Here is a 17,102-nt window from a genome sequence, read left to right as displayed (position 1 = left end):
CAGACAGCCTTTCATGCGTCGTGAACCCGCTTCTCAGCCATGAAGGCCAAGATCATGGGCAACCTTCCAGACACGCCAATGATCATGCGGCATATTTGTCTGGGTCAGGCCGAAAGGCCGGAACGCGTCATGAACCGCATTGGAAAAACAGGGAACGCCGCCGACATTCGGGCTTTCGCCAACGCCCTTTGCGCCGATCGGGTGATGAGGCGATGGAGTGGTCGTCCAGTCCGTTCGATAATTCGGCGTCTCCCAGGCCGACGGCCAGAAGAAATCCATCAGCGTAGCCGTCTTGACGTTGCCGATTTCATCGTAGGCCATCTCCTGGCCCATGGCGATGGCGAGCGCCTCGGTCAATCCGCCGTGGACCTGCCCTTCGATAATCATCGGGTTGATCCGCGTTCCACAGTCGTCCAGCGCATAGAACTGGCGAATGTCGGTGACGCCGGTATCGACATCCACATCGACGACACAGACATAGGCGCCGAAGGGGTACGTCATGTTCGGCGGATCGTAGTAGCTCACCGCCTCAAGTCCAGGTTCCACGCCCGGTATCGCCTGGTTGTAGGAGGCGAAGGCAATCTCCTTCATGGTCTTGAAGCGCTCCGGCGCGCCCTTGACCACAAAGCGGTCCACGTCGAACTCCACGTCGTCGTCATGAACCTCCAGCAGGTAAGCGGCGATCATCTGCGCCTTGGCGCGTATTTTCCGCCCGGCCATTGCGGTCGCTGCACCGGCTACCGGCGTGGAGCGCGACCCGTAGGTACCAAGGCCGTACGGGGCGGTATCAGTGTCGCCTTCTTCTACCGTGATGTCGTCTGCCGGTATGCCGATCTCGGAAGCCAGGATCTGCGCGAATGTCGTCGCGTGTCCCTGCCCCTGGCTGATGGTGCCAAGCCGCGCGATCGCCGATCCTGTGGGGTGGATGCGGATCTCGCAGCTGTCGAACATGCCAAGGCCAAGGATGTCGCAATTCTTCACCGGGCCGGCACCGACGATTTCGGTGAAATGCGTAAGGCCGATCCCCATCAGCTTGCGAGTCTTGCCGGCCTTGAAATCCTCGAGGCGCTTCGCCTGTTCGGCACGCAGGCCCTCGTAGTCGACGGCCTTCATCGCCTTTTCCCAGGCCGCGTGATAGTTGCCTGAGTCGTACTCCCATCCAAGCGCCGACTGATACGGGAACTGGTCGGCGCGGATGAAGTTGATCCGCCGAAGCTCGGCCGCATCCATACCGAGCTTGATTGCAAGCACCTCGATCATCCGCTCGATGAAATAGGCTGCCTCCGTCACCCGGAACGAGCAGCGATACGCCACGCCGCCCGGCGCCTTGTTGGTATAAACGCCGTCGACGGAAAGATATGCGGTCGGGATGTCGTAGGACCCGGTGCAGATGTTCATGAAGCCGGCGGGAAATTTCGTCGGATCCGCGCAGGCGTCGAACGCGCCGTGGTCGGCGGTCGTGTGGCACCAGAGACCGGTAATCTTGCCGTCCTTCGTCGCGGCGATCTTGCCCTTCATCCAGTAATCGCGGGCAAAGGCGGTGGACGTCAGGTTCTCGATCCGGTCTTCCACCCATTTCACCGGCTTGCCGGTCACGATGGAAGCGACGACGGAGCAGATATAACCCGGATAGACGCCGACCTTGTTGCCGAAACCGCCGCCGATATCGGGCGATATGACCCGAATATTGTGCTCGGCAATGCCCGAAATGAGCGAGGCAACGGTGCGCACCGCATGCGGCGCCTGGAAGGTGCCATAGAGCGTGAGCTTGTCGTTCACCTTGTCCATGGAAGCAACGCAACCGCATGTCTCAAGCGGGCAAGGGTGCGTGCGATGGTAGTAAATCATCTCCTCGGCCACGACATCGGCCCCGGCAAGCACGGCTTCCGTCGCCGCCTTGTCGCCCTGCTCCCAGGTGAAGATGTGGTTGTTGTGCCTGCGAGGGCCGTGGGCGCCTTCCATCTGGTCGCGAATATCTTCCCGCAGCACCGGCGCATCGGCATCGAGCGCCTTGAAAGGATCGACGATAACGGGCAGCTCTTCGTATTCAACCTCGACAAGCTCAACCGCATCCGCCGCGATATAGCGGTCCTCGGCGATGACGAAGGCCACCTCCTGTCCCTGGAACAGGACCTTGCCGTCTGCAAGCACCATCTGTTTGTCGCCCGCAAGTGTCGGCATCCAGTGCAGGCCGAGCGGCTCCAGATCTGCTGCGGTAAGTACGGCAACCACTCCCGGCAGCGCGCGTGCCGCATCGGCGTTTATCGAAACGACCTTTGCGTGCGCATAAGGAGAGCGGACAAAATCGCCGAACAGCATTCCGTCGAGCTTGATGTCGTCGACGTAATTGCCCTTGCCCTGCGTGAAGCGAACATCCTCGACCCGTTTTCGCGCGGTCCCGAGACCTTTAAGGGCGGTGGCGCGGTCTTCCCTGGTTTGCGTTGCCTCGGTCATTGCGCAGCCTCCTTCGCAGCGTTCAACTCGGCCGCGGCGGCCAGGATCGCCTTGACGATATTCTGATATCCCGTGCAGCGGCACAGGTTGCCCGACATGCCGAAGCGAACCTCCTCTTCGCTCGGGTTCGGGTTTTCCTGAAGCAGGCGATGGGCGCGGGTAATCATGCCCGGCGTGCAAAAACCGCACTGGAGACCATGATGCTCGCGAAACATCTCCTGAAGCACGCCGAGCGTGCCGTCTTCATTCACCAGCCCCTCGACCGTGGTGACATTCGCCCCGTTCGCCTGGGCCACGAAAACCGTGCAGGCTTTCACGGACTTGCCATTCAGATCGACCGTGCATGCCCCGCAGTGGGTCGTTTCGCAGCCGATATGCGGCCCTGTGACGTTCAGTTCCTCGCGCAGGAAATGGATCAGCAGCATGCGCGGTTCGGCCAGCGCTTCCACTTCCTTTCCGTTCACCGTCATCTTGACATGCATCTTCGACATCTGTCCCTCCCGCTCAGCTGGCACGGCTTTGCGCGCGCTCGATCGCGCGGCGGAGAACGACGCCCGCGAGATGTTTCTTGAATTCCGCCGGCCCGCGATTGTCCGACGCCGGATTGATGGCGGCCATCGCCGCGTTTACCGCGCCTTCGACATCGCCGTTCGTCAGCGCGTCATTGGCCTCGGTCGACCAGACCGGCGTGTCGCCCAGGTTCGTCATCGCAATGGATGCGCCGGCTTTACCAATCATCACTGCCGCTGCGGCTGTCGCGTAGTCGCCGATCTTGCGCTTCTGCTTTTCATATGCGTAGCCCGTGCCGGCATCGGGTTTCGGAAAGATAACGCGGCTCAGTATCTCGTCGTCCGCAAGAGCCGTAAAATAGGCGCCTTCATAAAACTCTCGCGCCGCAATCCGCCTTGTCCCCTTTTCCCCTGCAACCTCATAGGTCGCATTAAGGCACTGCATGAGCCCCGGCATATCGTTACCCGGGTCGCCATTCGCGACGTTTCCGCCGATCGTGCCGACATAGCGCACCTGCGGATCGGCGATCTGCAACGCGGCCTCCCGGATAATCGGAACCGCCGTGGCAAGTGCCTTGTCGTCGATCAATTCATGCTGCGTGACCATCGCGCCGATGGAAATTTCACCGCCTGAAATGGATATGCCCTTGAGCTCGCCCACATCCTGGAGGTCGACCAGATGCTCCGGGTTTGCCATGCGCAGCTTCATCATCGGGATCAGGCTGTGCCCTCCCGCAAGCACACGCGCTTCGTCGCCGAAGCGGGTCAGAAGACCAGCCGCCTCTGTCAGGGTCGACGGTCGATGATATTCGAACACACCAGGAATCATGTCCCTGTTTCCTCCCTGCCGGCGCGCCATTATCCGGCGCTTGCAATCGCTTTGCGTGTCCTCCCGGGGACTTCGCCACTCCGCAATTTCAACGATGTTGATCTTACTTGTGCTCCGCATGCAATACGCACCGCACCAATGCAACTACATCTTTTTCATCAAACATATTATGGCGTTACGTAAATTCTTATCAGGATATTATTATGATAGATTTAAAATATATTAATGATTACAATATCATAATACTTTTTCGTACGCTACCGCAACGCAAATAACCTCTTTTCGCATTAGACTGTCGAAATAGACATCGAATTCCATAAAATTGAAGAATTTCAGCGACCTTTGGCTTGATATACCAAGCGGGAGTCGGGCGTGCATAGCGGCTTCTTCCTGAGGCCTGTTACTCAGCCCGTCGGTGCTTCGGCTTTTTCGCTCGTCCTGGCGTTTTCTTCCGCTGGCTCGCCCGGCGTATCCGCGCCCTTGTATTGGCCTTTTACGCGTTCGCGCAGGATCTGCATCACCACGTAAAGCACCGGGATCAGGATCACTCCGATGGTTGTCGCGAGGAACATGCCGCCAAACACGGCAAAACCGATGGCTTTCTGGCTGGCCGCTCCTGCGCTTGACGCCGTCATCAGCGGAACGACGCCAAGAAGGAACGAGAGCGCCGTCATCATGACAGCACGGAAACGCAAGTGCGCGGCTTCCGCTGCCGCCGCCAGGATGGATTTTCCGCCCGCCCGCTGCTCCATGGCGAACTCCACGATCAGAATCGCGTTTTTCGCTCCGAGCCCGACAAGCATCACCATGCCGATCTGCGTGTAGAGATTGACATCGCCTCCGGTCACGAGAACCGCCAGGAACGCACCGAGAAGCGCCACCGTTACGGACATCAGGATCGCCACAGGCATCGACCAGCTTTCGTACTGGGCGACCAGGAAGAGATAGGCAAAGAGGATCGAAAGAAGCAGGACGAAGACCACGATCGCCCCGGCTCCCTTCTGTTGCAACGCCGTACCTGTCCATTCGTAGGCATAGCCAGGCGGCAGGGCCTCGATCGCCGCGCTTTCCATGCTGTTGATCACGGTACCGGTCGAAGCACCGGGCCTTGGCTCCGCGTTCACCGATGCGGAGCGGAACATGTTGTAACGGTTGATCATCTGCGGCCCCAGGACGTTGTCCACCGCAACGAGCGTGCGAAGCGGAACCATTTCGCCCGTGTTGGAACGCACATAGAGCTGAGAGATATCCTCCACGCGGTTCCTGAACGCGCCCTCCGCCTGGATCATGACCTTGTAAACGCGCCCGAAAAGGTTGAAATCATTGACGTAATAAGACCCAAGATAGGCCTGGAGCGTCAGAAACACATCGGACACATTTACGCCGAGGGTCTTCGCCTTCTCCCGGTCGAGGTCCACGAAAACCTGGGGAACATTGGAGCGGAAGGTCGAGTATGCCTGCCCAATTCCGGGAGACTGGTTGGCCGAATACACCAGCGAACCGGCAGCAGAAGCAAGATCTTGCGGCGTGCCACCGCCGGTCTGCTGCAGCTTCATCTCCACGCCGCCCGTCGTGCCGAGGCCGGGGATTGGCGGTGCGTTGAACGCGATGATATTGGCGCTGGCGATGGTGGAAAATTCCTGCCAGAGCCTCGCCAGGATTGAATCCACCTTCAGCGAAGGTTCCTGCCGCTCATCCCAGGGCGTCAGTGTTACGATCAGCATTGCGCCGTTCGGCAGCAGGCCGCTGTTCAGGATGCTGTAGCCGTTCACCGTCACGACATGGGCAATGCCTTCGACATTCTCAAGTCGTGTCTCGATATCCTGCGTTACCGCTTCCGTGCGCTCCAGTGCGGACCCGTCCGGAAGCTGTACGTCGACCATCAGGTAACCCTGGTCCTCCAGCGGCAGAAAGCCTGAAGGCAGCCGCCCACTCAACAGGACTATGCCCCCGATGATGATCGCAACCGCGATGATGCCGACAAAGGAGCGCCTGACCAGACGGCCAACGACACCTGTGTAGCCGTTCCGCACCCGGTCGATGCCGCGATCGAAGACGGCGAATATTCCCGTGGCCTGAGAGCGCTGTTTCAGCACGAGCCCGCAAAGCGCCGGCGAAAGCGTCAATGCATTGATCGAGGAAATAACCACGGATACGGAGATGGTGACGGCGAACTGCGAATAAAGCCGGCCGGTGATGCCCGGCATGAAGATTGTCGGCACGAAAACCGCCAGGAGCACAAGCGTCGTCGCAACGACGGGGCCTGTAATCTGGCCCATGGCCTTTGCGGTCGCTTCCTTGGCGGCCAGCCCCTCCTCCGCCATGATGCGCTCGACGTTTTCCACGACGACGATGGCATCATCCACGACGATACCGATCGCAAGCACAAGCGCGAACAGGCTGATCGTGTTGAGCGACATTCCGAATGCCAAAAGCACTGCGAATGTGCCGATCAACGATACCGGTATCGCGACGACGGGAATGATCGTTGCCCGCCAGTTTCCAAGGAAGATGAACACCACGGAAACCACGAGCATGAACGTCAGCATCAACGTGGAGATCACATCGTTGAGCGATTGCTCCACGAAATCCGTCGTGTTGAAGGGCACGGAATATTCGATATCTTCGGGAAACGACCTTGCCAGTTCTTCAAGTCTGCTCAACGCTCCCTCGGCAACCGCAAGCGCATTGGCGCCGGGCGCCTGGTAGATCGCGAGAACCGTGGAAGATTGGCCATCGTATTTGCCGCTCGCGGCATAAATCTGCGAGCCGAGATCGACACGGGCCACATCGCCAATGCGCACGATGGCCCCGTCGGCGCCGGTGCGCAGGACGATATTTTCGAACTCCTCGACCGAATCGAGCCGCCCCTTCGCCTTGATCGTGTATTGAAACTGCTGGCCTGCCGGAACCGGCGGCGCCCCGATTTCGCCGGCTGCAACCTGAATATTCTGGTCCTGAATGGCCGTGATGAAATCCGAAGGCGTCATGCCAAGGCTTGCCATGCGGTTGGGATCGAGCCAGATGCGCATGCCATAGGCGAAATCCGTCAGTACTTCCGCCTTGCCGACGCCGTTCACGCGGGCAAGCGTATCCTTCAGGTTGATCGAGGCATAATTCGACAGGAAAACTTCGTTATAGGTGCCGTTCGGCGAATAGAGCGTGATGACAAGCAACATGTTCGTGCTGGCTTTTTGCACCGTCACGCCGTTCTTCGTTACCTCGCTCGGCAGCTGGCTTGTCGCCTGGCTCACCCTGTTCTGCACGTTGACGGTGGCGATGTCCGGATCCGTGCCGACGTTGAAGGTCACATTCAGCGAATAATTGCCCGAATTGGTGCTGTTGGACGACATATAGATCATGTCGTCCACGCCGTTGACCTGCGCTTCGATGGGGGCTGCGACCGTTTCTTCCAGCACTTCGGAGTTTGCGCCGGTATAGGTCGCGCTAACATTCACCACAGGTGGGGTGATTTCGGGAAACTGTGCGACGGGAAGCGCGATGTATCCGAGGATGCCTGCGATGGTGATGACGAGTGAAATTACCAACGCAAACTTGGGCCGGTAGATGAAGAATGCGGAAAACATCCTGCCTTACCCCGCCGGCTGGTCGCTCAACACTGCGTTTACCGGCACGCCGGGCCGCACCTTCTGCAACCCCTGAACAATAACCCTGGTGCCCTCCTGTAATCCTTCCTTGACGACGAAATCACCTCCGACCTGCTCGCCAAGCTCCACGTAGCGTTGCTCGACCATCTCCTGATCGGTGATCGCAAGCACAAACGGGCCCTTTTGATCGCGCTGGATCGCGGCTTGCGGAACGACCACTGCCTCGGTAGTCACCGGCGCTTCGATGGTGACCGTCACGAAGGTTCCCGGCACAAGGATCTTGCTATCGTTCTCGAACTGGCCTCGAACCGAGATCGTGCCGGTGTTCGGATCGACGACATTGTCGATGAACACAATCCGCCCGCTTTCATCGAAGGTTTCGCCATTCGGGAGCAACAATCTCAAGTTGGGCAGCCTATCCTTGGCACTGGGGTCGTCAGGATCGGTGCCGGTAGTCTTTATGGCGTTCAGCAAATCCCGTTCGCTGACGGAAAAGCTCACATAAACGGGCGCCTGGCTTATCAATCGGGTGACCGGTTCCGCGCTCGGTCCCACCACATCGCCAACGCTGTAGACCACCTTGCCGATCCGCCCGTCGAAGGGCGCCTTTATATCCGTGTAACCAAGGTTTAGCTCTGCTTGGGTCAGTGCTGCCTTCGAAGCTTCCACAGCCGCATCCGCCTGCTGCTTTGCCGCCAGCGTCGCCTCGTATTTCGCCTTTGAAACATGCCCCTTCTGGTAGAGATCCTCATCTCTTTCCAGATCCGCCACCTTTAGCGCGGCATCCGCTTCCGCCTTTGCAACCTCGGCTTTTGCGGACAGGAGCGCAGCCTGATAGGGCGCCTTTTCGATCGTGAAAAGGATCTGATCCTTTTTGACGACAGCGCCGTCCTTCACATCCTTGGTTTCCAGAAAGCCCGAAACCCGGGCTACCAGTTCAGCGTCATCCACGGCTTGTATCTGGCCGACGAACTGCGCGGAACGGCGCACTTCCTGTTCGCGCGCCGCCGAAACCTGCACCGACGGGGCTTCCGGCGTGCTCTCGGCCCGCTGGTCATCCTGACACCCGGCCAGAATTGCCGCAGCGGCCATTATCCGGAGGAAACGGAAGGCTCCCGAACGGAGAAATAAATTTTCAGGCATCTGGCCTCCCGCCTCTCCCACACGCGGCGCAGAAAATTACGCCACGTCAGATTATTCGGGAAGCTGCGGAACACAAACCTAAAATTTCACTGTTCGCCAAGCCTTAGACGAAAACGCACCCGCCCGGCTAAGGGTTAAGAGCCGCCTCGAGAGCAAAGAGGCACTCTAGTCGAAAATCAGGGAAAGGCCGAAACACCCGGATGCCGGAACGACAACGCCGGCTTGCGATCGATAGAAGCGAATACCGGCATCCCTCAGGTAGGCTTCAAGAGTATCCCGGTCTTCCACGATCATTCGAATGGCCGCGATCGATGGGGAAATACCGGATGCATCGGCTGCCTCGCCGCCGTAGAGAGCCCGGTAGCCCGCAGGTGTGAGCAGATCGATATCCCCGCGTGGCGTCGAAATCTCGATGCCAAGGCTTGTCGTGCGTGTTTCCCGAATGCCTGTGAAGGTCGAAAAGAAGATGTGGTGCTCCGCCGGTTCGTCCACGACGATGACCACGGCGGAAATCTCAGTTACCGAATTGGGATGCTTTTGGAACTTGGGTTGCCAGAAATTCGTCGGGAATCGATGATGGCAGGTAAAGAAGCCAATGTCTGGCGCGCGCTCGTCACGCGTGAAAGTCAGATCGAATGCGACCTTGCGTTCGCTGCCATCGGGACTCTTTGCAATGCGTTCGAATGAGAACGGTTTGAATGACGGAAGCCCCGCCTTTTCAAAGGTTTGTTTGTCCTCCTTGGGATCACTGCTTTCCACCACCAACATCGAGCCACCTTCGCGTTGCTCGAGGAAATCGCGGTTGAAAGCGCCGAAAGAAAACGCTCCTTCGCCCGCATTGGGAATGAGCGTCTCATCGCCAACCGACAGGAGTTCAAAGAAAAAACCGTTCAGTTGAACCAGCCGGTTGACCGTTCCCCAAGGATGACGTGCCAGCGGCGTCAGCGTGAAGCCGATGTTCTCGAGAAAGGCCGACGCGGCCGCGATATCCCGGACTGCCCAGACGACATGATCGAGACCGCGCTCAAGGCTTCTCACCGCCCGCCCCATCAGACCAGACGGCTTTTTTCGACCGCAGCCGAAATAAAGGAAGCGAACAGCGGATGCGGCTCGAACGGGCGCGACTTGAGCTCGGGATGATACTGGACGCCTATGAACCAGGGGTGATCATCAATTTCGACTGTCTCCGGCAACACACCATCAGGCGAAGTTCCGGCAAAGCGCAGTCCCGCCGCTTCCAGCCTCTCTCGGTAGGCGATATTGACCTCGTAGCGGTGCCTATGACGTTCGGAAATCTCGGTTGAGCCATAGATCGAGGCGATCTTGGATCCATCCTCGAACCGCGCGGGATAGGCGCCAAGGCGCATCGTGCCTCCAAGATCGCCCTCCGCATTGCGAATTTCCACCTGGTTGCCCCGCATCCATTCCGTCATGAGCCCGACAACAGGTTCGTCCGTTGGGCCGAACTCGGTCGAATTGGCATCATCGATCCCGGCCAGGTTGCGGGCAGCCTCGATAACGGCCATCTGCATGCCGAAACAAATCCCGAAATACGGGATTTTATGAGTTCGCGCGAAACCCGCCGCAGCGATCTTGCCTTCCGAACCACGCTCACCGAAGCCGCCCGGCACCAGAATGCCGTTGACGTTTTCAAGCCATGGCGATGGATCTTCCTTTTCGAAGATTTCCGATTCAATCCACTCGAGATTGACGCGGACATGATTGGCTATGCCCCCGTGCACAAGCGCCTCGATCAGCGACTTGTAGGCGTCTTTAAGCACCGTGTACTTGCCGACGATCGCGATCGTGACATCGCCTTCCGGGTTCTTGATGGTGTGGGAAATTTCCCGCCAGCGGTCGAGATTCGGAGCCGGCGCACCTGTAAGTCCGAATGCGGCCAGCACTTCATCGTCAAGCCCTTCCTCGTGATAGGCCATCGGCACATCGTAGATCGATGCCACATCGTAGGCGGGTATGACCGCACCTTCCCTCACGTTGCAGAATAGCGAGAGTTTTCGTCGCTCATTCTCGGGGATTTTCCGGTCACAACGCACCATCAAGATATCGGGCTGGATACCAATGGAGCGGAGCTCTTTCACCGAGTGCTGCGTCGGTTTGGTCTTTAATTCTCCGGCGCTCGGGATGAAGGGCATCAGCGTCAGGTGGATAAAGACAGCGTGTCCACGCGGCAATTCGTTGCCAAGCTGGCGGATCGCCTCGAAAAACGGCAGGCCTTCGATGTCGCCAACGGTGCCGCCGATTTCAACGAGAACGAAATCATAACCTTCGTTACCGTCGAGCACGAAATTCTTGATTTCGTCGGTTACGTGGGGAATCACCTGCACGGTCCCGCCGAGGTAATCGCCCCGCCGCTCCTTGGCGATGATATCCTGATAAATCCGCCCCGTGGTAATGTTGTCCATGCGGTTCGCTGGACGACCGGTGAAGCGTTCGTAATGGCCGAGGTCGAGATCGGTTTCGGCCCCGTCATCGGTTACGAAACACTCGCCGTGCTGATACGGGCTCATGGTGCCCGGATCGACATTGAGGTAGGGATCGAGCTTGCGAAGCCTGACCTTATAGCCGCGCGCCTGAAGCAAAGCGCCCAGGGCTGCAGAGGCCAAGCCCTTTCCAAGGGAGGAAACCACGCCGCCGGTGATGAAGATGTAACGCGCCATGGACCATTACCATATCGCTTCGCGACGGATTAAACCGCCGGAATTTTTTGTAACACACAGAAAAGCGCCCCGCGAAACGCGCGCAGGGCGCCCTGTTCGAATTCAGAAGGATCCCCGCCGCTTATTGCGCGGCGGGCACCTGCGGACCGCTCGGCGCCGGAGCCTGCTGCGGCTGGCCCTGCCCTTTGAGCTGGTCGAGAATTCCCTGGCCGTTGCCGGATGCATCCCCTGCCGGTGCGGAGGCACCATTCGGCGCGGCATCGAGGATCGACGCGGGACGATCATCATTGCGCGCGAGGATAGCGAGCGCCAGCGAGGTGATGAAAAACAGAAGGGCGAGAATTCCGGTCGCGCGGGTCAGCACATTCGCGCTGCCGCGGCTTGACATGAGGCCGCCGCCACCGCCGCCAATCCCCAGAGCACCCCCTTCGGAGCGCTGCAGCAGGACCACGAGCACGAGTGCGAGCACGACCATCAAGTGTATGACGATGATTACGGTTTCCATCGAAAGCCAGTCTTGTCCGTGGAATTGAGGCGCCTTCTACACGAATGCGCCGAGGCTTTCCACCCTTGCCACGAATAAATGATCACCTGTCGGGCAAACTTCAACGATAAGCGGCAATGATGCCCAGAAAATCCGCGGCCTTCAGGCTTGCTCCGCCCACAAGCGCACCGTTGACATTGTCCACACCCATGAGCTCGGCTGCGTTGGCGGGTTTGACCGAACCGCCGTAGAGAATGCGCATTGCGGCTCCCTCCGCACCGAAACGTTCGGAAAGCTTCTGCCTGATAAAGGCATGGACGTCGGCCACATCGTCGGCGGTTGGCGTAAGGCCGGTGCCGATCGCCCAGACCGGCTCATAGGCGATCACGGTATTTTCTGATCTTGCCCCATTGGGGGTCGAGCCGGCGAGTTGCTCGGCGACAACCTGAAGCGTCTGCCCGCTTTTGCGCTCCGATTCGGTCTCGCCGATGCAGATGATGGCGACAAGACCCGCCCGCCAGGCAGCTTCCGCCTTTTTCATCACGACTTCATTGCTTTCGCCATGGTCGGCACGGCGCTCGGAATGACCAACAATCACGGCACTTGCGCCGGCATCGGCCAACATCTCCGCCGAAATATCGCCGGTATGCGCGCCTTTTTCGCTCCAGTGGCAATCCTGCCCGCCGATCGCGAGCAAACCGTCCGCGGCATTTGCGGCAGATGCGACAAGTGTTGCCGGCGGGCAGACCATGACATCCGTATTCGCGCTTCCGCCCGCCAGACCGGTCTTCAATGCTTCCATTTCGACAAGGCTTTCGGATACCCCGTTCATTTTCCAGTTTCCCGCCACCAGCGGCTTGATGCTGCGCGACATGAGTTTTTATCCCGTTTCCCGATTGTCTTGCGGCAATGTGCTATCAGAATCGTAAGACGGATCAAGCTTGCTTCTCTGAGAAGCAAATTCCGTCACCGTTGAGATTTCCCATCCGGCGCGCCTTGCCCCGTCAAACCGGCCTCACTATTATCCGCCAACTTTCCAGCCCGCCTGCAATATGGAAGGCGGGCTTGACCAGACTGTCCAGGAACGGAATTCGGAAATGCTCGATGCACTGCGCAACAGCGCGAAATCATGGCTCGCCAAGCTCTTAATCGGTCTGCTCGTCATGAGTTTCGCGATCTGGGGAATATCGGGCAACCTGCTGACCATCGGAGGCGGCAACATCGCCACCGTCGGCGACCAGAAGATAACGGCGATCGAATTCGAAAACGCCTATCGCCGCAGGCTTGACGTGCTAGGCCGGCAACTCGGACGGCCGATCACCCCCGCGCAGGGCGCAGCCTTTGGCGTTCCCGGACAGGTCCTTGGACAGCTCGTCGCAGAAGCCGCGCTCAACGAGGTTGCACAGGATCTGAATCTCGGCATTTCGGATGAAGAGCTCCTGACACTCATTCAAAGAGATCCATCCTTCCAGAGCGCTTCGGGCGGATTCGACCGCAACCGACTGGCTCAGCTTCTTGCGGCGAACCAGGTCACGGAAGACGAATTCGTCGAAAGCCGCCGTCTTCTTGCGCGCCGCCAGCAACTCGCCGAAGGACTTGCGGGCGGCGTGAACGCGCCCGAGGTTTTCCTGGAGGCAGTGCACAGACACGCCAATGAAACCCGTGTGGTGCGTTATATGGACCTTGCGCCGGAACTTACGGGCGAAATTGCCATGCCGGACGAAGCAACGCTCGAAGCTTTTTTCGATGAGAACAAGGGAGAGTTCCGAGCACCGGAATACCGAGCCGTGAGCATCCTCGAAGTCACGCCGGAAAAAATTGCCCGTCCGGAAGAGGTTTCTACGGATGCTGTGCGTGATGCTTACGAGCGTTCGCAAAGCCGGTTCGGCGAGCCTGAAAAGCGGCGCATCCTGCAAATCACATACGATAGTGCCGAGGCGGCCGCCGAGGCGGCGGCGAAGCTCGCTTCTGGCACCACATTTGAAGACCTCCTGGAAGAGCAATCCTTGACGGAAGAAGATGCCGATCTCGGACTGATCGCCAGGGACGCCCTGTTCGATTCCGCTATTGCGGATGCAGCATTCGCGCTTCGGGAAGGCGAAACATCCGGCGCGATCGACGGACGTCTTACGGATGTAATCGTAAAAGTGAGCCAAGTTCAGCCTGCACGCACACGGCCGCTGGAGGAAGTTGAGGATACATTGCGCCAGGAACTTGCCGAGGCGACTGCGGAACGCGAGGTGCTGGACCTGCATGACGAGGTTGAAGATGCGCGCGCAGGCGGCGCAACGCTTGCCGAAGTCGCGGATCGTTTTGGCCTTGAGCTTCGAAAGCTTGCCCCTTTCGACAGCGCAGGCTCCGCAGAGGATGGAACCGAGGCGCAGCTTCCGGACGTGAGAGATTTCATCTCGGAAGTCTTTCAGAGCGATGTCGGCGTCGAAAACGACCCGCTGCAGGTGGGCCGCCGCGGATTTTTGTGGTTTGAAGTCAATGAAGTGACGCCAGAACGAGAACGGGAACTCGACGAGGTGCGCGATCAGGTCGTCGAACGCTGGATGAGCCGTGAGCGCGCGAAAAGGCTGGACGAGATCGCAAAAACCGCGAAGGACGAACTCGACAGCGGCAAGACGCTCGAAGAGGTCGCTGCCGGCCTCGGAGTGGAGGTCAAGATCTCTGAACCTTTCACTCGCGGCAACCCCTCCGGCGATCTTACGGCGGCGGCTGTTTCCGCTGCTTTTTCCGGACCGCAGGGTACTATCGCGGGCGCCGAAGGCAAGGACGGCCATCGATTGCTGCTCGCCGTTGACGAAGTATCGGCACCCGCATTTTTTGCAGAAGCCGGCGAAGTTGCTCAACTCGGCCAGCGGCTGGCGCAAGATCTGCAGGATTCCATCGTCGCCCAATATGTTGGCGCCATGGAAAATCGGGTTGGTGTTAGCATTGACCAGGCCGCCCTCTCCAGGGTGCTTGGTTTGGGAGCCACCGATGGTTGAACCGCGTCAATCCGTGGAATACCGGAGAAGTGCGAGATTGAGGGGGAGCCGAACGTGACCAATCTGAAGGCGTTGATAGGGCGCGTTGCCGGAGGCGCCGCACTGACGCGTGATGAAGCCGAACGTGCATTCGACATAATCATGTCGGGTGAGGCAACGCCGGCGCAGATCGGCGGTTTCCTGATGGCGTTGCGGGTGCGCGGCGAAACCGTCGACGAGATCGCGGGCGCCGTCGCCACCATGCGCGCCAAGGCATTGCCGGTTGATGCGCCGGAAGACTCCGTTGATGTCGTTGGCACCGGCGGCGATGCCTCGGGGACCTACAATATTTCCACCTGTTCGGCCTTCGTCGTCGCAGGCGCTGGCGTGCCGGTCGCCAAGCACGGCAATCGCTCACTTTCCTCCAAATCGGGTGCGGCCGATGTACTGATGGCACTCGGCGTCGATGTGAACATTCCGCCGGAAACAATAGCCACCTGCATTCGCGAGGCAGGCGTCGGTTTCATGTTCGCGCCGAACCATCATTCGGCGATGAAACACGTCGGGCCGGCACGAACGGAACTTGGTACCCGGACGATTTTCAACCTGCTCGGACCGCTCACGAATCCTGCGGGTGTCAAGCGCCAGATGGTCGGCGTATTTGCCGAGGAATGGGTTCTGCCGATTGCCGAAGTTCTGAGGAACCTCGGCACCGAGGCCGCCTGGGTGGTCCACGGTGCGGGCGGACTTGACGAGATTAGCACTATCGGCCCGACGACGGTCGCCGCCCTCAATGGCGGGGAGATCACGCAATTTGCCGTGTCTCCTGAAGAAGTCGGGTTACCTGTCGTCCAGCCCGCCGCGCTCAAGGGCGGTGAAGGCCCGGAAAACGCGCGTGCGCTTCTCGACGTACTTGATGGAAACCACTCGTCTTACCGCGATGTAGTGTTGATGAATGCGGGCGCTACCCTCGTGGTCGCCGGCAAGGCCGCGGATCTTGCCGAAGGGGTGGAGCTTTCGAAGAAATCGATCGACTCCGGCGCGGCCCGCAATTGTCTGAAGCGTCTGGTCGCAATATCGAACGGTTGAGGCAAATGGCCGATATTCTCAAGAAAATCGAAGCCTACAAGCGGGAAGAGATTGCCGCCGCAAAGGCTGTTATTTCGGAGACGGCGATACGCAATCACGCGGAAGAGGCAGAGCCGGCGCGCGGGTTCATCCGCGCATTGGAAGCGAAACACGCCAAAGGCGAATACGCGCTGATCGCGGAAATCAAGAAGGCGAGCCCTTCCAAGGGATTGATCAGAGCGGATTTCGATCCGCCGACCCTTGCGAAAGCATATGAAGCCGGAGGTGCGGCTTGTCTTTCAGTCCTGACCGATACGCCATCGTTCCAGGGCAGGCCGAAGTTTTTGACGACGGCGCGCGATGCGGTTTTCCTGCCTGCGCTCAGGAAGGACTTTCTGTTCGAACCCTATCAGGTGTTCGAGGCGCGCGCCTGGGGAGCGGATTGCATCCTCATCATCATGGCGGCGGTTGACGACGCGGTCGCGGCCGAGCTCGAAGACGTGGCGATGGGCCTTGATATGGACGTGCTGGTCGAGGTGCACGACGAAGCCGAATTGGAGCGTGCGCTGAACCTTAAGACGCAGCTGATCGGCATAAACAACCGGAACCTGAAGACGTTCGAGACGACGCTGGAAACGAGCGAACGACTTGCGCCTATGGTGCCGAAAGAGCGTATCGTCGTAGGCGAATCGGGCCTGTTCACACCGAACGACCTTGAGCGCATGGATGCCGTCGGCATCGAAACATTCTTGATCGGCGAAAGCCTGATGCGGCAAGCGAATGTCGAGGCGGCAACACGCACGCTCCTCAACCGAGCCTTCGTTAAGGCGAGTTGACGCGTATGGCAGAGGATAAACCCAAGCTCACTCACATCGACCAAAGCGGCGCCGCCAGTATGGTCGACGTCTCGGAAAAGGACACGACATCCCGTACGGCTGTGGCCCGTGGCGAGATCCGGATGAAAGTGCAAACGCTGGAAATGATCCTCTCCGGCAATGCCAAGAAGGGTGACGTGCTTGGGGTGGCCCGCATTGCCGGGATCATGGCGGCCAAACGCACGCATGAACTCATCCCGCTGTGTCACCCCCTGCCCCTGTCGAAGGTCACGATAGAGATTGACCCCGACGATACGCTTCCGGGCTTCGTCGTGACGGCAACGACAAAGGTTTCCGGCCAGACCGGCGTTGAGATGGAGGCGCTGACGGCCTGTTCGCTCGCATGTCTCACGATCTATGACATGGCAAAGGCGGTCGACCGGGGCATGACCGTCGGTGAAATCCGGCTCCTGGAAAAAAAGGGCGGCAAATCCGGACACTGGCGCCTCGCCGACGAGCACGATGAAGGTGAAGATTGAACG

The 17,102-nt window shown here is 59.1% G+C and carries 13 protein-coding genes; 4 read left to right on the top strand and 9 right to left on the bottom strand.

Annotation, left to right across the window (positions count from 1 at the left end; all coding sequences use genetic code 11):
• Positions 1 to 33: 33 nt before the first annotated feature.
• The 9 genes from HPQ64_RS13610 to tpiA all read right to left on the bottom strand — a co-directional run bounded on the left by HPQ64_RS13610 (position 34) and on the right by tpiA (position 12,579).
• On the bottom strand, positions 34 to 2,454 hold the full coding sequence (locus HPQ64_RS13610; RefSeq protein ID WP_172889031.1) for an aerobic carbon-monoxide dehydrogenase large subunit: 2,421 nt from the start codon (positions 2,452 to 2,454) through the stop codon (positions 34 to 36).
• The gene (locus HPQ64_RS13605; RefSeq protein WP_172889030.1) at positions 2,451 to 2,945 is read right to left on the bottom strand and encodes a (2Fe-2S)-binding protein; all 495 of its coding nucleotides are present in this window, start codon (positions 2,943 to 2,945) and stop codon (positions 2,451 to 2,453) included. The genes HPQ64_RS13610 and HPQ64_RS13605 overlap by 4 nt, the downstream gene beginning before the upstream one ends.
• A gap of 13 nt (positions 2,946 to 2,958) precedes the next feature.
• Positions 2,959 to 3,792, bottom strand: coding sequence for an FAD binding domain-containing protein (locus HPQ64_RS13600; protein WP_172889029.1), 834 nt, complete (start codon positions 3,790 to 3,792; stop codon positions 2,959 to 2,961).
• Between the two features lie 404 nt (positions 3,793 to 4,196).
• Positions 4,197 to 7,379 carry an efflux RND transporter permease subunit gene (locus HPQ64_RS13595; protein WP_172889028.1) on the bottom strand — a complete coding sequence of 1,061 codons (3,183 nt, stop codon included), beginning with the start codon at positions 7,377 to 7,379 and terminating at the stop codon, positions 4,197 to 4,199.
• Between the two features lie 6 nt (positions 7,380 to 7,385).
• Positions 7,386 to 8,543, bottom strand: coding sequence for an efflux RND transporter periplasmic adaptor subunit (locus tag HPQ64_RS13590; protein ID WP_172889027.1), 1,158 nt, complete (start codon positions 8,541 to 8,543; stop codon positions 7,386 to 7,388).
• Between the two features lie 165 nt (positions 8,544 to 8,708).
• Positions 8,709 to 9,581, bottom strand: a complete 873-nt coding sequence (locus HPQ64_RS13585; protein WP_172889026.1) for a VOC family protein — start codon at positions 9,579 to 9,581, stop codon at positions 8,709 to 8,711.
• Between the two features lie 11 nt (positions 9,582 to 9,592).
• Complete coding sequence (pyrG, locus tag HPQ64_RS13580; RefSeq protein ID WP_172889025.1) at positions 9,593 to 11,221, bottom strand: CTP synthase; 1,629 nt, start codon at positions 11,219 to 11,221, stop codon at positions 9,593 to 9,595.
• A gap of 121 nt (positions 11,222 to 11,342) precedes the next feature.
• Entirely contained in the window at positions 11,343 to 11,726 is a 384-nt protein-coding gene (secG, locus tag HPQ64_RS13575) for a preprotein translocase subunit SecG (RefSeq protein ID WP_172889024.1), read from the bottom strand.
• 100 nt (positions 11,727 to 11,826) lie between these two features.
• A complete protein-coding gene (gene tpiA / locus HPQ64_RS13570; protein ID WP_172889023.1) occupies positions 11,827 to 12,579 on the bottom strand; it encodes a triose-phosphate isomerase in 753 nt (250 codons plus the stop codon).
• Between the two features lie 223 nt (positions 12,580 to 12,802).
• Here tpiA and HPQ64_RS13565 point away from each other — a divergent pair, with 223 nt between their 5' ends.
• The 4 genes from HPQ64_RS13565 to moaC are packed head-to-tail and all read left to right on the top strand — an operon-like array spanning position 12,803 to position 17,099.
• Positions 12,803 to 14,698 (top strand): peptidylprolyl isomerase, encoded by a 1,896-nt coding sequence (locus tag HPQ64_RS13565; RefSeq protein WP_172889022.1) that lies wholly within the window; start codon positions 12,803 to 12,805, stop codon positions 14,696 to 14,698.
• Between the two features lie 54 nt (positions 14,699 to 14,752).
• Positions 14,753 to 15,766, top strand: a complete 1,014-nt coding sequence (gene trpD / locus HPQ64_RS13560) for an anthranilate phosphoribosyltransferase (RefSeq protein WP_172889021.1) — start codon at positions 14,753 to 14,755, stop codon at positions 15,764 to 15,766.
• Positions 15,767 to 15,771: 5 nt separating this feature from the next.
• Positions 15,772 to 16,581: an indole-3-glycerol phosphate synthase TrpC gene (trpC, locus tag HPQ64_RS13555; protein WP_172889020.1), complete on the top strand. Its 810-nt coding sequence runs from the start codon at positions 15,772 to 15,774 to the stop codon at positions 16,579 to 16,581.
• Between the two features lie 5 nt (positions 16,582 to 16,586).
• Positions 16,587 to 17,099 carry a cyclic pyranopterin monophosphate synthase MoaC gene (gene moaC, locus HPQ64_RS13550; RefSeq protein ID WP_172889019.1) on the top strand — a complete coding sequence of 171 codons (513 nt, stop codon included), beginning with the start codon at positions 16,587 to 16,589 and terminating at the stop codon, positions 17,097 to 17,099.
• Positions 17,100 to 17,102: the final 3 nt, after the last annotated feature.

Source organism: Hongsoonwoonella zoysiae, from assembly GCF_013266695.1.
Classification (GTDB): Bacteria; Pseudomonadota; Alphaproteobacteria; order Rhizobiales; family Stappiaceae; genus Hongsoonwoonella; species Hongsoonwoonella zoysiae.
Note: the sequence above shows the minus strand (reverse complement) of the source record. Positions and strands in the feature narration are given on the sequence as shown.

Coding starts and splice junctions, on each gene's coding strand:
- HPQ64_RS13610 (WP_172889031.1), bottom strand. CDS start 2,454: ATGACCGAGGCAACGCAAACCAGGGAAGACCGCGCCACCGCCCTTAAA.
- HPQ64_RS13605 (WP_172889030.1), bottom strand. CDS start 2,945: ATGTCGAAGATGCATGTCAAGATGACGGTGAACGGAAAGGAAGTGGAA.
- HPQ64_RS13600 (WP_172889029.1), bottom strand. CDS start 3,792: ATGATTCCTGGTGTGTTCGAATATCATCGACCGTCGACCCTGACAGAG.
- HPQ64_RS13595 (WP_172889028.1), bottom strand. CDS start 7,379: ATGTTTTCCGCATTCTTCATCTACCGGCCCAAGTTTGCGTTGGTAATT.
- HPQ64_RS13590 (WP_172889027.1), bottom strand. CDS start 8,543: ATGCCTGAAAATTTATTTCTCCGTTCGGGAGCCTTCCGTTTCCTCCGG.
- pyrG (WP_172889025.1), bottom strand. CDS start 11,221: ATGGCGCGTTACATCTTCATCACCGGCGGCGTGGTTTCCTCCCTTGGA.
- secG (WP_172889024.1), bottom strand. CDS start 11,726: ATGGAAACCGTAATCATCGTCATACACTTGATGGTCGTGCTCGCACTC.
- tpiA (WP_172889023.1), bottom strand. CDS start 12,579: ATGTCGCGCAGCATCAAGCCGCTGGTGGCGGGAAACTGGAAAATGAAC.
- HPQ64_RS13565 (WP_172889022.1), top strand. CDS start 12,803: ATGCTCGATGCACTGCGCAACAGCGCGAAATCATGGCTCGCCAAGCTC.
- trpC (WP_172889020.1), top strand. CDS start 15,772: ATGGCCGATATTCTCAAGAAAATCGAAGCCTACAAGCGGGAAGAGATT.
- moaC (WP_172889019.1), top strand. CDS start 16,587: ATGGCAGAGGATAAACCCAAGCTCACTCACATCGACCAAAGCGGCGCC.